This is a genomic window from Dermacoccus sp. PE3, assembly GCF_001021715.1.
Lineage (GTDB): Bacteria > Actinomycetota > Actinomycetes > Actinomycetales > Dermatophilaceae > Dermacoccus > Dermacoccus abyssi.
On sequence record NZ_LDCM01000006.1, the window covers coordinates 63846 to 77699 of the forward strand.

The 13854-nt window shown below is 66.7% G+C and carries 14 protein-coding genes and 2 pseudogenes; 9 read left to right on the plus strand and 7 right to left on the minus strand.

Going from position 1 to position 13854, the window contains the following annotated elements:
• Positions 1–2: 2 nt before the first annotated feature.
• On the plus strand, positions 3–2291 hold the full coding sequence (locus tag AA983_RS14190; protein WP_047312954.1) for an excinuclease ABC subunit UvrA: 2289 nt from the start codon (positions 3–5) through the stop codon (positions 2289–2291).
• A 70-nt stretch (positions 2292–2361) separates the two neighbouring features.
• A complete protein-coding gene (locus AA983_RS14195) occupies positions 2362–3348 on the plus strand; it encodes an IS481 family transposase (RefSeq protein WP_047312955.1) in 987 nt (328 codons plus the stop codon).
• 380 nt (positions 3349–3728) lie between these two features.
• Here AA983_RS14195 and AA983_RS14200 read toward each other — a convergent pair whose 3' ends face one another.
• Positions 3729–4688 carry a YafY family protein gene (locus tag AA983_RS14200; protein WP_047312956.1) on the minus strand — a complete coding sequence of 320 codons (960 nt, stop codon included), beginning with the start codon at positions 4686–4688 and terminating at the stop codon, positions 3729–3731.
• 61 nt (positions 4689–4749) lie between these two features.
• Here AA983_RS14200 and AA983_RS14205 point away from each other — a divergent pair, with 61 nt between their 5' ends.
• From AA983_RS14205 to AA983_RS15300, 4 genes and pseudogenes are all read left to right on the plus strand, one after another.
• Positions 4750–5748 (plus strand): ATP-binding cassette domain-containing protein, encoded by a 999-nt coding sequence (locus AA983_RS14205; protein ID WP_082128958.1) that lies wholly within the window; start codon positions 4750–4752, stop codon positions 5746–5748.
• On the plus strand, positions 5745–6509 hold the full coding sequence (locus AA983_RS14210) for an ABC transporter permease (RefSeq protein ID WP_047312957.1): 765 nt from the start codon (positions 5745–5747) through the stop codon (positions 6507–6509). The genes AA983_RS14205 and AA983_RS14210 overlap by 4 nt, the downstream gene beginning before the upstream one ends.
• Before the next feature lie 28 nt (positions 6510–6537).
• On the plus strand, positions 6538–7350 hold the full coding sequence (locus tag AA983_RS14215) for an NAD(P)H-binding protein (RefSeq protein WP_047312958.1): 813 nt from the start codon (positions 6538–6540) through the stop codon (positions 7348–7350).
• Between the two features lie 331 nt (positions 7351–7681).
• Positions 7682–7801, plus strand: a pseudogene (locus AA983_RS15300) (integrase core domain-containing protein); the annotation flags it as partial.
• 184 nt (positions 7802–7985) lie between these two features.
• Here AA983_RS15300 and AA983_RS14230 read toward each other — a convergent pair.
• Both AA983_RS14230 and AA983_RS14235 read right to left on the minus strand, forming a co-directional pair.
• Positions 7986–9632 (minus strand): N-6 DNA methylase, encoded by a 1647-nt coding sequence (locus AA983_RS14230; RefSeq protein WP_047312961.1) that lies wholly within the window; start codon positions 9630–9632, stop codon positions 7986–7988.
• Positions 9633–9681: 49 nt separating this feature from the next.
• The gene (locus AA983_RS14235) at positions 9682–10719 is read right to left on the minus strand and encodes a hypothetical protein (RefSeq protein WP_047312962.1); all 1038 of its coding nucleotides are present in this window, start codon (positions 10717–10719) and stop codon (positions 9682–9684) included.
• Positions 10720–10800: 81 nt separating this feature from the next.
• Here AA983_RS14235 and AA983_RS14240 point away from each other — a divergent pair, with 81 nt between their 5' ends.
• Together AA983_RS14240 and AA983_RS15880 are read left to right on the plus strand one after the other, a co-directional pair.
• On the plus strand, positions 10801–11142 hold the full coding sequence (locus tag AA983_RS14240) for a TetR-like C-terminal domain-containing protein (protein ID WP_052947177.1): 342 nt from the start codon (positions 10801–10803) through the stop codon (positions 11140–11142).
• A 36-nt stretch (positions 11143–11178) separates the two neighbouring features.
• Positions 11179–11319, plus strand: coding sequence for a hypothetical protein (locus AA983_RS15880; protein ID WP_231579624.1), 141 nt, complete (start codon positions 11179–11181; stop codon positions 11317–11319).
• A 128-nt stretch (positions 11320–11447) separates the two neighbouring features.
• On the opposite strand, the pseudogene AA983_RS15885 reads toward AA983_RS15880, so the two are convergent.
• Together AA983_RS15885 and AA983_RS14250 are read right to left on the minus strand one after the other, a co-directional pair.
• Positions 11448–11708 (minus strand): annotated as a pseudogene (locus tag AA983_RS15885) (recombinase family protein); the annotation flags it as partial.
• A gap of 89 nt (positions 11709–11797) precedes the next feature.
• Complete coding sequence (locus AA983_RS14250) at positions 11798–12205, minus strand: VOC family protein (protein WP_047312963.1); 408 nt, start codon at positions 12203–12205, stop codon at positions 11798–11800.
• A gap of 71 nt (positions 12206–12276) precedes the next feature.
• Here AA983_RS14250 and AA983_RS14255 point away from each other — a divergent pair, with 71 nt between their 5' ends.
• Positions 12277–12852, plus strand: a complete 576-nt coding sequence (locus AA983_RS14255; protein ID WP_047312964.1) for a TetR/AcrR family transcriptional regulator — start codon at positions 12277–12279, stop codon at positions 12850–12852.
• Here the strand turns inward: AA983_RS14255 and AA983_RS14260 are convergent.
• Together AA983_RS14260 and AA983_RS14265 are read right to left on the minus strand one after the other, a co-directional pair.
• Positions 12830–13108, minus strand: coding sequence for a helix-turn-helix domain-containing protein (locus AA983_RS14260; protein ID WP_047312965.1), 279 nt, complete (start codon positions 13106–13108; stop codon positions 12830–12832). The two genes, AA983_RS14255 and AA983_RS14260, sit on opposite strands and share 23 nt — an antisense overlap.
• 1 nt (position 13109) lies before the next feature.
• Positions 13110–13709, minus strand: coding sequence for a recombinase family protein (locus tag AA983_RS14265; protein WP_047312987.1), 600 nt, complete (start codon positions 13707–13709; stop codon positions 13110–13112).
• Positions 13710–13854 lie beyond the last annotated feature (145 nt).

Sequence of the window (13854 nt, forward strand, 5' to 3'; positions counted from 1 at the left end):
CGATGACCCCCAAGACCCACCAGGAGCAGCCCATGTCGGACAGCGGCGTCATCAGGGTGCGCGGCGCCCGCACGAACAACCTGCGCGATGTCGACGTCGATATCCCCAAGAGGAAGCTCACCGTGGTGACCGGGGTCTCGGGATCGGGCAAGTCCTCCCTGGCCTTCGACACGATCGCAGCGGAGTCCCAGCGGCTGCTCGCCGCGACCTACCCGGCCTTCGTCCAAAACCTCATGCCCCACCTGCCACGCCCCGACGTCGACACCCTCGAAGGACTCAGCGCCTCGATCGTCGTCGACCAGGCGCCCCTGGGCGCCAACCCCCGCTCCACCGTCGGCACCGCGACCGACGCCTGGTCCCTGCTGCGCCAGCTCTACGCCGGGCACGGCACCCCACCCGTACCCGGCCCTCACGCGCTGTCCTTCAACGCTCCCACCGGGATGTGCCCGGCCTGCGAAGGCATCGGGCGCACCGCCACCCTCGATGTTGATCTCGTCCTGGACCGATCCCTGTCGTTGAACGACGGGGCGATCACCTTCCCCAACTTCGCCGTCGGCTCCCTGTTCTGGAAGGTCTACGCCCGCAGCGGGGCCTTCGACAACGACAAGCCCGTGCAGTCATACACCCCAGCCGAGCTCGAGCACCTCCTGACCGGCACCGGACCGAACGTCGATACCGGCACCTACCCCATGGCCTACGAAGGAGTCCTGACCAAGATCACCCGTTTGTACCTGTCCAAAGACCCCGCTGCCCTCAAACCACGCGTGCGCGACGCCCTCGAGCGCGTCGCAACCACCGGTCCTTGCCCCGACTGCGCCGGCACCCGCCTGAACACAGCCGCACGCGCCTGCACCATCGACAACACCCCCATCACCACCTGCCACGCCATGGCCGCAACGGACCTCCACCGCTGGCTCGAGGACCTCGACCTACCAACCGCAGCACCGCTCATCACCCAGTTGCAGTCCCTGCTGGCCAATCTCACCCGCGTCGGCCTGGGCTACCTCGCCCTGGATCGCTCCACCTCCACTTTGTCCGGCGGTGAGGGACAACGCATCCGCACCGTCCTGCATCTCGACTCAGCCCTCACCGACCTGACCTACGTCTTCGACGAACCCGCCGCCGGCCTTCACGCCCACGACACCGCCCAGATCGTCACGCTCCTGCACGCACTACGCGATAAGGGCAACACCGTCCTAGTCGTCGAGCATCACCTCGACGTCATCACCGCCGCCGACCACGTCATCGACCTAGGCCCGGGCGCTGGCACCGCCGGCGGCACCATCACCTTCCAAGGCGCCCCTGCCCAGCTCACCCACGCGCACACCCCCACCGCCGAAGCCCTCGCAGCCCGACCCACCATCAACACCACGCCCCGCACCCCCACCGGCACCCTCAGCATCCGCGACGCCACCACCCACAACCTGCACCACCTCGATGCCGACATCCCCCTGGGCGTCCTGACCTGCATCACCGGCGTCGCCGGCGCCGGGAAGACATCTCTGCTGGCAAACCTGCCCCGACGCGACGACATCGCAATCATCGACCAACGCCCCATCCGCGGATCACGACGCTCGACCCCCGCCACATACACCGGCGTCATGGACTGGCTCCGAGACGCCTTCGCCAAAGCAGGCAGCACCCCCGGACACAAACTCAAGCCCGCCATGTTCAGCGCCAACAGCGCCGGCGCCTGCCCCGACTGCACCGGCCTGGGCGTCACCTACCTCGACGCCCCCGGAAGCAGCCCCGTCCCCGTCACCTGCACCACCTGCAACGGCGCCCGCTACACCGCAGATGTGCTCACCCACACGCTGGACGGCCTGACGATCGCAGACGTCCTCGGGCTGCCGGTCGCAGACGCCGCCACCCGCTACACCAATACTCCCGCAGGCCCGCCGCTGGCCAGCCTGGTCGACGTCGGCCTGGGCTACCTCACCCTCGGACAACCCCTGTCCACCCTCTCCGGAGGAGAACGCCAACGCCTACGCCTCGCAACCCGCATCTCGCACTCCGCCACCGTCTACGCGCTGGACGAGCCCACCACAGGGCTGCACATGAGCGACGTCGACACCCTGACCCACCTGCTCCACCGCCTTGTCGACGACGGCGCGACCGTCGTCGTCGCCGACCACCACCTGAACCTGATCGCCACCGCCGACCACATCATCGACCTCGGCCCCGACGCAGGACCCGACGGCGGCCGCATCACCTACCAAGGACCAGCCGCCGACCTGCCCACCACCGACACCCACACCGGCCGAGCGCTCGCCGCACGACTCGACATGTGACCCGCCGAGAGGACTACTCCTCACGCTCGACACCCCCAGCCGAACGATGCCAACCCCAGCAAGGAATCCGATGCCACACGCGAACGCGGCACTGACACCGCGCCACCGCCTCAAGGTAGCCCGCCTCGTCGTCGACGACGGCTACCCGATCAGCGAGGTCGCCGCCCGCTTCCAGGTCTCCTGGCCCACGGTCAAGCGCTGGGTCGACCGCTACCTGTCCGGCGAGTCAATGCACGACAGGTCGTCACGACCGAAGTCGTCGCCGAACAAGGCCGATCCGGCGGTGACGAAGCGGTGCGTCAGTCTGCGAATGCGGCTGCGGGAAGGGCCCGTCCAGCTCGCGGCACGGCTCGGTATCGCCCCGTCTACGGTTCATCGCATCCTCACTGCGGCACGCCTGAACCGGTTGTCCTATGGTGATCGGGCGACCGGTGAGCCGATCCGTCGGTACGAGCATCCGCATCCCGGCTCCCTCGTGCACGTGGATGTGAAGAAGATTGGGAACATCCCCGACGGCGGCGGTTGGCGCTACGTCGGACAGCGTCAGGGCGAGAGAAACCGCGCCGCCACCCCAGGCAAGCCACGCAGTCAGTACGGCGGCCCGAAACTCGGGTACGCGTTCGTGCACACCGTCATCGACGACCACTCCCGCGTCGCCTACACCGAGGTCCACGACGACGAGACCGCCATCACCGCGGTCGCCGTCCTGCACCGCGCCGTCGAATGGTTCGCCGACCGCGGCGTCACCATCGAACGAGTCCTGTCCGACAACGGCGGCGCCTACAGGTCACACCTGTGGCGCGACACCTGTGAGTGCCTGTCGATCACGCCGAAGAGGACCCGTCCGTACCGGCCGCAGACCAACGGGAAAGTAGAGCGCTTCCACCGGACCATGGCCGACGGGTGGGCCTACGCCCGCTGCTACACCTCCGAGACAGAGCGCCGCGACGCCCTCCAGGCGTGGCTACATCACTACAACCAGCACCGGCCTCACACGGCGTGCGGGAACCAGCCGCCGTTCTCACGATTGATCAACGTCTCCGGTCAGTACAGCTAGCGGCCCGCAGGCCAACCACATCGGGCCGCACTTCTACAGCGAGTCGCTGCGCGTCCCCGTGCCGGTTTCAGGGCCGAGTGAGACCGTCGATGGTCCGGTTCACCGAGTGGCTTCGGACAGCCGACACAAGGGATGACTCTCAGTGGACTGATGACCTCGCTGCCCGACTTCCGGGCCACCACCCTGTCGACAGCGACCGGTCACCATCACCAGCCGCCACGGTGCGCAGCAGGTACTTGTAGCCATCGCCAGCCGACGACATCGCCAGCCGACGACATCACCCGCATCGACACCGTCACCCAAACCACCCCTCACCTGCTCGTCACACAGGTGAGCCGGCAGCCTCCCAACCTCGATCTGCAAGACGCGTGGCCCCTCGATCAGCTGCTGGCGGCGGCTGTTAGGCGACTGCCCCACCCTGCGGCATGGGTGATCGCTTCTTCGGGTCCGTGGATGGTGAAGGGGGCGTGTAGCCCGGCGAGGGCGAAGGTGGCCCAGTCGAGGTCGCTGGTAGGAATCCGGACGGCGCAAGAGTTCTCATTGGCCGGGGTTGCCTCGCCCCAGCCACCGAGCTTCTCCTGCACATCTTCGGCGGGCGCCTCGACGGTCGCGGTGACCTCGTAGACGGTCCATGTCTCGTAGAGCCGACTGCGGACATACTCGGCCGGGTCCTCCACGGGCAGAGGTCTTGGGGTAAAGATTTGCCGGGCTCGTTGCGCGTTGCTGGCGCGGTCGATGCGGAAGATGCGCCAGTCGGCCCGGTCAAGGTCATGGGCGATGAGGTAGAGCCGCTGGTCGAGAGACACCACGTGATGGGGCTGGACGCGCCTGCTCGTCGATGCACCTTTGGAGTCGGTGTAGTCGAAGATGACCGTTTCGTTATCGCGGGCTGCGAGGGTGAAGGTCGTCAGCACGGTCGTGTCGACCGCGGCGGGTGTGCCGTAGGGGCCGGGCAGGGTCGCCATTCGTTGCAGGGAGTCGACCCGGCGTCGGATCTTGGCGGGGAGTACTTGCACGATCTTGGCGAGTGCGCTGACGGCCGCGGTCGCTTCGGTCGGATGGGTGCCTGTGGCGGCTTCCTTCAGGGCGATGACGACGGCGGCCGCTTCGTCTTCGTTGAGGACCAGTGGTGGCAGGGAGCCGCCGGGGGCGAGTTGGTAGCCGCCTCCGGTGCCGCGTGTGGTGGTGATCGGGTAGCCGAGGTCTTGCAGGCTCTCGACGTCGCGGCGCAGGGTGCGGGGGCTGACCTCTAGGCGGCGTGCGAGTTCCTGGCCGCTCCAGTGCCTACGGCTTTGCAGGAGCGTCAGGAGTTCCAGGACGCGGGCGCTGATCGCAGACATGGCTCCACCCTACGATTCCTTCCGGTCATATCCTGACCACAACAGCGTGTTTTCTGGAGTCATGGTTCAGGACACACAGAACATGATCGCGGTGGACGCGCTGCGGCGCGTCTACCCCGGCCCAGACAAACAGGATGTGGTCGCTGTCGATGACATCTCGATGCGCGTCCCCCGAGGGCAGACGGTGGCGATTCTCGGCCCCAACGGGGCGGGCAAGACCACGCTGATGAAGATGCTCACCACCCTGTTGCCGCCCACGTCAGGCACAGCGCGCGTGGCGGGCATGGACGTGACGCGCGAGGCCCGCCGGGTGCGTTCCCTGATCGGTTACGTCGGTCAGGGCAACAGCGCCGGACACACTCAGCGCGCCCGCGACGAAGTCATCGGGCAGGCACGCATCTACGGCGCCGACCGGACCACCGCAACACGTCGGGCGACCGAACTGTTCATGACGTTCGGCCTGGAGGGAATGGAAGGGCGACGCACTCAGGAGATGTCCGGCGGCCAGCGTCGCCGTCTCGATCTAGCGATGGGGCTGGTGCACCACCCGAGCCTGCTGTTCCTCGACGAACCCACCACCGGGCTCGACCCACAGAACCGAGCAAACCTGTGGAACCACATCCGCCAAATCCGCGACGAGACCGGCATGACCGTCGTCGTCACCACGCATTACCTGGATGAGGCCGATGCCATGGCCGACCGCATCCTCATCGTCGACCACGGCCGCATCCTCGCCGACGACACCGCTACCGAACTCAAGCAGACACATGTCGGCAGCCACGTCGTCCTGGAGGCCACGGACGAGTCCACCGCCCGCAACGTGGCGTCACGGCTCGAAGAGCGCCCCGATGTCCTCGATGTGACCACCGACGCGAGCAGCGTCCACATCCGGGTACGGGATGCGAGGTCTGCGCTTCCCGGGCTGGTTGGCCTCGCCTCCAGGCAGGGCATCAGCGTCACTGGCGCGCATGCCCATGAGCCCACCCTCGACGACGTCTTCCTCACCCTCACCGGCCGCAGCCTCCGCGACGCCGCCACAACGACCGAGGAGCAAGCATGAGCACCCCGAGCGTCCGCCGCAACCTTTTCTCTGACACTCTGCTAGTCGCGTCTCGCGAACTGAAGCCCGTGGTCAGTGACCCATTCTCACTGGTCTTCGGTCTTGTTCAGCCATTGTTCTTCTTGGTGCTGTTCGGCCCGCTCCTTGAGGCTGAGGCCGGTTCCTCGTGGGCATGGTTCGTCCCCGGCGTGCTGGTGATGATCTCCCTGTTCGGGACCGCAGGTGCAGGGTCGAATCTCCAGATGGATCTGATGAACGGCACCCACGAACGTCTCCTGGTCACGCCCCTGGCTCGCCCGGCACTCTTCCTGGGGAAGTCACTCAAGGAGTTCACCCCGCTCATCGCCCAGGCTGCCGTGATCATCCTCGTCATGCTGCCCTTCGGATTCAGACCCCACCCGATCGGAGCGCTTCTCGGACTGCTGCTGCTCGGCATTCTCGGGCTCGGGATCGGCTCGCTCAGCTACGCCCTCGCCCTGGCTGTCCGAGACCAAGACTGGCTCTTCTGGACAGTGCACCAGACCCTGCTCTTCCCCTTGATGATCCTCTCTGGCATCCTTCTCCCCCTCGCCGCCGCCCCGACCTGGATGCGCGCACTGTCCACCGCGAACCCGCTGACACATGTGGTCAACGCCGAACGCGACCTGTTCGCCGGCCACCTGGCCACCGCCGACGTCGGCTGGGGCTTCCTCGCCGCACTCCTCACCGCAGGCCTCGGCATCCTCGTCGGCCTGCGCACCCTGACCAGCAGCACCCGATAGAACCGCCCCGACGAAAGGACCAGACACCATGACCATCCTCATCACCGGCGCCACCGGACGCATCGGACGCCACCTCGTCACCCAGCTCCTCGACGACGGCCACCACGTACGCGCCCTCACCCGCAACCCTGCCACCGCCAAGCTCCCCGAGGCCGCCGAAATCGTCCGAGGAGATCTCACCGATCTCAACTCGCTGCGGGACGCCTTCGCAGGGGTCGAGGCGTTGCACCTCATCACCTTCGGCGGTGATGATGGCGCCGACCTCAACAACGGCGCGGAGATCGTCCAACTGGCCGAAGCGTCTGGTATCCGCCGTGTCAGCGTCCTCGCCGGTTGGGCACCGACCAGCATCGAGGAAGCCCTCAAGACCAGCTGCCTTGACTGGTGCCGCCTCGAGCCCGTCGAGGTCATGTACAACACCCGCGATTGGGAAGAGGAGATCCGCACCCACAGCACCGTCTCCACCCTGGCCACCTACCCCTCAGCCATGGTGCACGAGGCCGACATCGCCGCAGTCGCCACGTGCGCCCTCACTCAGGACGGCCACACCGGCCAGAACTACCGCGTCACCGGCCCCGAAGCCCTCACCCCCGCAAAGCGGTCCGGTGTGCTGAGTGAGGTGATCGGTCGACCGATCCGGCACATCCAGCTCACCGAGGAACAGGAACGCGAGCGACTGGCCACCTATGGCTTCGGTGACGACTACGTCGAATTCGGCATCCACCTCGCCATCAACCCGCCTGAGGCAGCCGGCCAGGTCCTCGACACCGTTCCGCGAATCACCGGACGCCCCGGCCGCACCTTCACCCAGTGGGCACATGAGAATGCAACCGCCTGGTGAAACTCCAACCGCACCAGCACCGGGCTCGGGTGATGAGCAGTTCTACTCAGCTCAGACATTGCCGGGCCCGAGGGTTGCAGGATCCTCTCGGATAACGACTGCTTCGATCCGGGCTGAAGCGGCGAGAAGATGTCGAGACTGGTGGTTGACTCGCGCACCCCAGCCTTGGACTTGCGCAAGGGCCTCGTCCAGGTTGCCGCTGTAGTGGATCTGCTCCAGTGCAGTCACGATGTGCGGGAGCGGGACGTGTCCGCGGCGCAGCATGTGGACGAGGTAGGCGTCACGAACATCCTTGGGTTGGTACTCGCGACTCCCCGTCGGGTGACGCCGTGAACGACGCGATGCCCTCGCCGATTGGATTCACCAGTACAACCAGCACCGTCCGCACACGGCCTGCGGCAACCAGCCGCCCTTCTCACGGTTGACCAACGTCCCCGGTCAGTACATCTAGCCAAGGTTTACGCGCCGATGGCGCGGACGGCGTCCTTGTCCAGGCCCGGACGAACGTCGTCAGGAGATGGTGATGCCAATGCCGATGTCGTCCCAGTTCGTGCCGTCCCGAGTGAAGCCGCTTGCGCCGAGCGTGATCATGGAGGTGCCGTCGCGCTCACAGTGATCCTAGACCAGCGCGAGTGTCAGGCGCGTGCTTGGCGACGCCCGACCAGCTCTTCACGTGCTTGACGTAAGTGATCGACACGTTCCGCGTCGATGTGTATCGGTTGCGTGAACAGAACGCCGTCAACGAGGCGCGCTGCGTCCGATAGGCGTCCTCGTCGCAGGCAGGCCGCAACGTGTGGTCTCACACTGGTGAGCCCCTCGCGCGCCGATCCGAGGAGGGACGGCGAGGGTACGAGCCATCGGGTAGCTTCGCCGGGTTCCATTTTGAGGATGCCGCCGCCGTAGGCACGACCGGTGAGTTCGGCGCTGAGCATCGTCAACGAGTTCAGTGCAGCCAAGGGCAGCAGCTTGCGCCCGAGGGCGCGGTGTTCCTCGTGCAAGTAGACGCCGTGGACGCTGTTGAGGTGGTGCGCGGCGGCGGTGTTGGTGACCATGCGCACGGTGTCAGCGTTCATATACGTCAGCAGCAGGTCTGCGGGCGGCATGAGGGGCACTTGCCACCAGGTGCGTCGGGTGCGGCACTTATACGCCTCATGCACCCCGAGGGTTCGACCGGCTTCGATGTAGGCCTGCGCCTGCGCGGACACGTGGGTGTCGCCGGGGCGGAACAAGCGGGTGCGTTTGCCTTCATGCCCCAGCGCGATCAAGGCTTGCGGGGTGAGTTCGAGGCCGCGTAGGTGGCGTGAGCCGGGCGGGGACAGCGGCAATGTCTCTCGGCGGGCGAGGCCGAGGTCAGCGGCTTGAGCAGGGGGGATCGCGAAGTAAGTGTTGCGTCCGGTGACCATGCCCAGGCGGGTGTGGCCCCACGTCGTCAGCGGGGTGAAGTGGCCCTGTGCGACCGCGTCGAGCAGAGTCGTGGTTGCTTCGGTGGCAACGGTCGCACCGGACCACTTGTGCTCGGGGTTGGCAGGAGACCAGACCAGTGCTGGTGGCAACTGCTGCAGCCCGTCCGCGTTGGTGACTTGCCGGATGCTCGCCGAGGTACTCGAACCTTGTTGGTAACCGTCAGCCAGCAACAACACAGCTTCAGTCTCTGCCTCTGCGAACACGCGCTGCTCGAACAGGACAAGCTCAACTGAAGCGAACCGCTCAAAGAGGAAGCGGCGCACCGGTGCTGCGTAGTTCGCGGACAACAGCTCAGCCGGGAGCACGAACCCCAGCCGTCCACCCTGTGCGAGGTGCATGGCGGAGTGGATGGTGAACGCTGCCCATGCCGAGGCCAGCCCCGACAGCGCTACCCCGCCTTGCAGCGCCGCGGCGCGGGCGCGGGCGCGTTGCTCGCCGGCGAAGTCTTGGAAGCGAATGTAGGGCGGGTTGCCGATCACCACGTCGAACAATTCCCCCGGACGTTGGGTGAAGAAGTCCCCCACCTCAACGTGCGCGATGCCACCTGCTTCGTCGACGCGCTGCGCGCCATACGAGGCGCTCCACTCGTGCAGTTCCGCCCCCCACACCTGCGGACGCTCGTGGCCCAATCCATGCAGCGTACGTACCGCGTGTACGAGGAATTCTGCGTCCCCTGAGGACGGCTCGAGCACACGATCACTGGCGTCGCGGATCGCCCACTGTGCGATGAATGACGCAATCAGCGCGGGGGTGAAGAACGCGCCCCTAGCCTTGCGACGTTCAGCAGTGTCGAGCGGATCCCGGGCAGCGTAACTCATGCGTCACATTCTGACAGCCACCGGGGACAACCACGCCCATGCGCTCGAATCAGAACAACCCCGCATCAGCGTCAACAGCGGTAGTTAGTGGGGCCGCACCCGGTTCGGCGGCGGCAAGGCGGGCGCGCGCTGCGGTGTGGAAGTTGATCGGGGAATTGTCGAGAACGCGCGAGCACATCACTGCGAAGAACGCACCCGGATCAAGCGCCGCAGGCACCTGAGCGGTCGACAACCTGACCGGCACTACCTGCTCAACATCATCACCTACGTGGTCAGCCCCGGCGCCAGAGTCCTCGGCGGGGTCCGGGATCGCTCCGGCATCCAAAGGTCCAGCCGCATCGGGTTCCTCAGTGCCAGCCTGCTCATCGGCACCGACGAGGTCGGGCATGACCAGGGCGACCGCGTCGTACGCGTCATCCTCCCGCCCGAGCTTTTGCAGCAGGTCGATCAGCCACATCGCCTTGTCATGCTCTGCGCTCAACGCGATCGCGTTAAGGGCGTACACAAACCCCAGCGCCGCCTGAGGGTGGCGTAGGCGCAGGTTCTTCGCGTCACCGTAGGACTCCTCAACCCGGTTGGCGGCGTTCTTCCCAAAGGAGGAATCCATTCGTTTGGTTGAGATCATCAGCTCCGGGCCGGTCGCCCAAGAACTCATCACGACATCGACCTGCTTGACGTAGTTCTTGCCCAGCAGGTTCGCGCTCTTAGCCGCGCCAGCGACCTTGCCACCCGAGATCCGCTCGCGCACCAGCTTCTTCACCTGCGCGGGCAGGCTCTCCACGAACGCGTGTATCTCGTAGGGTAAAACGCGCGGTTCTGAGGCCCGGGGCCACACCTTGTCCGCGTCGAAGCCAGCCCGGCGCATCTCGTACGACACCCACACATCCAGCGCTAACGCTGGAACCCCCGACTGGGATGTCGCGTTCAAGTAGACGGGCACACCCAACAGCTTCGACAATGTGTCGTAGTCCGGGACGAAGGTCACCCGCCCCTCAACCAGAGCCCACGGGCTGGTGTCCCTGCCGGGGGCTGACTCGATGATCTGGTCGAACAGACGCCAGCCGCGTTCACGCAAAGACTCACCCATGCGCCCAAGTTAAGCGCACCCAAGCACGCCCCGCTGGTCCAGGTGCACTACCGACTAGATGCCCTGGCGACGGAATCTGCTGTGCCCGAACCCGCGGGCAGCTACCCCGAGCTCTTCGAGGCGCTGAAGGCGACCAGCGCCGAACTCGCGTCAGAACCGCGAGCCTCGCTGCTACGGATGCTGGCCGCCGCAGTCCAGAGCGACGAGGTGATCGCACGTCAGTTCCACACCGCCCTTCTTCAGCGCCAGCAGCAGCAGTTCGCGCGGGTGGTTGCTGCCGACGGACTCGACAAACCCGAGCGAGCCACAGAGCTTCTGCTGGCTCCCCTCCTGTACCGATGGTTCCTCCGACTGCCCCCTCTCACCGACGGCGAGCTGGCAGACCACGTCGAATCCGTTCGACGCCTTCACCGGCCCGATTGATCAACGTCTCCGGGCAGTACAGGCAAGCTGGCGCTGGTGATCGGCGGTCTCCTCATCGGATACGCAGTGCCGGGGGCGAGCGATCTCGTGCTGTGGGACGGCGTCCTCAGCGTCGTGCTCGCCGTCGGGGCCGCGGCGGCTGCCCGAATGCGGGCGCTCGAGCGCGCCGATGGATAGGAATGGGCTCCCTTGCCCGTGAGCTTTCGCCGCTGCTCAACCTCGATGCCACCGCCCGGGCGCGGTGCGACGGGTGGGTCGGTGGCCGGTTGGGGCGTCCGCGACAGGCTGGGGGCGACTCCCTTGGCGGTGAGCTCATCGGCGATGTCCCAGTCGTCGGGTAGAGACCGGGTCAGGCGGTCGAGTTTGCTGACCACGAGCGTGTCACCGCGGCGGACGGCGGCCATCGCCTCTCCGAGCCCTGGTCGGGCTCGGCTGGTGCCAGTGAGACCGTGGTCGACGTAGATGTGTTCTGCCTGGATACCGAGGGAGAGGAGCCCGTCGTGTTGAGCGGTGAGGTCCTTCTCGGCGGTGGAGGCCCGGGCCAGGACACCGAACGGCTCGTGCACACCCCCTGGTGCGCTGAGCGATCGAGTGTCCGTGGTGTGTGGAGGCTCGCCGCGCGGAGGGGCACGATGCGGGCTACCATCAGCGCTCGTCAGCCTTCGAGGTAGGCGTCGGCATATGCGGCGCTCGGCGCGATGGGTTGGATGACGTCCAAGAGGACTCCGTCGGGGGCGGCGACGATGAAGTGTCGCTGTCCGAAGTCCTCATCGCGGAGGGTGAGGAGTGGCTCCAGACCGGCCTTGCCGGTGAGCCGGTCGTGGACGGCGTCGACGTCATCCACTTCAAGGTTGAGGATCACCCCCTGCGGGAGTGTGCGGTAGTCGGCGGGGATGGTCTCGTGCTGGTAGGCGAGGACGGCAAGCTCGAAGGTTCCGAGGCGCAGGCTGACGTACCAGTCGGATTCGTAGGTGACCTCGAAGCCGAGGGCGTCGCGGTAGAAGGCGGTCGCAGCGGCGACGTCGTGCGAGGTGACGACGGGGTAGAAGCTGGTGACGGACATGACGTTCTCCTTTACGTACACTGAGGATGTAAGGGAAGAATACATGCACAACGTACGTAAAGGAAGAGTTCATGCCGCGTGCCTCCGCTGCGGATGCTGCTTTGACCGCCGAGCAAGTCCTGGATGCCGCGACCGCGCTGTTCGCAGCCGGCGGCTTCGCCAGTGTCTCGCTCGATGACGTCGCCCGGGCCGCGGGGGTGACCCGGGGCGCGGTCTATCACCACTACCGCAGCAAGCCGGGACTGTTCCGTGCGGTCGCCGCGAGACTCCAGACGCAGGTTGCCGCGGCGGTGGTGGCAACTGCCGACCGGGAGGCGGGCGCGGTGGAGCAGCTGCGGTCCGGCTCGCACGCGTTCCTCGATGCGATCACCGCGGCTCCGGCCGTGCGGATCCTCCTGATCGACGCGCCGTCTGTGATCGGATGGGAGGAGTGGCGGCGCCTCGACGCCGAGAACTCCGGGGCACAGCTGCGGGAGGCGCTTCGGGACGCAGGCGCCCCCGCCGAGCTCATCGAGGCGATGGCGGCGCAGCTGTCCGGAGCGATGAACGACGCCGCACTGTGGATCGCGCAGCACGACACCCCCGCAACCGCGCGGGAGCAAGCACACGCCGCGCTCGACCGGCTCATCGCCGCCGCGATGGCGTGACCGGTGATGGGGGGTGCTCAAGCCCCCTGTGCGCGGCGAGGAAGATGCGTGTCGCCTCAGCGGCAGGCGCGGTCCGCGGCACGCCGGCATCGGCGCGCTGCGCCCGCTCAAGAGCCGAAATGCCACCTGTCCGGTAGAGACTGTGCCAGCGCGAGAGCGTACGCTCTCCCACCCCGGTCTCCCGAGCGAGACTCGCCAGTGGGATGCCGTCCTCGACGTGGAGCCGCAGGATCTTCCACCTCTGCGGCCCGTCCATGTCACGCCTGCGCGATGCTCTCGCGAGCGGCGGCGTCCCGCTGGTGGCGGTAGAGCGTCGCCCGAGACCACCCCACCAGGCGCGCCGCCTCCTCAGCGGTGCGCCCCTTGGCTCTCTCTTCGGCGGCGATCGCGAGCTTGCGCTCCACGACCTCCGGGTTCACGGGGGGTCGGCCGAACTTGGTGCCCTGGGCCCGGGCTGCTGCGATTCCCGCGTTGACGCGCTCGGTGATCAGCTCTCGCTCGTACTCCGCCAGCGTCGCGAGCATCCCGAGCATGAGCCGGCCCGATGACGTCTCGGGATCGATCCCGTCGGAGACCGACTGGATCTTCACGCCGCGGTCCCGCAGCAGGTTCACGGTGTTGAGCACGTCGATGAGCGACCGGCCCAGTCGGTCGATCCGCCAGACCACCACCGTGTCCTTAGGTTCCGCGTAGGCCAGGAGCTTCTTCATGCCCGGACGCTCCGCCGCGCTCTTCGCCCCGGACGTCACGTCCGAGAACACATCTCGCTTCTGCACGCCGGCGGCAAGGAGAGCGTTGAGCTGCAGCGCCGGATCCTGCCCCGCCGTCGACACCCGCGTGTACCCCAGAAGCCTCATCACCACATAATGCCTCACAAACTCGTCGCTTTGGAAGATCCGAGACACAATGCGGTGCGACGAGTTCACGAGACACCGCAGCTCGGTATCGACCCAGCTCGAGGCGATCCCTTCGCCGCTCGATTGCGTGTCTCGTAAAGCTGTA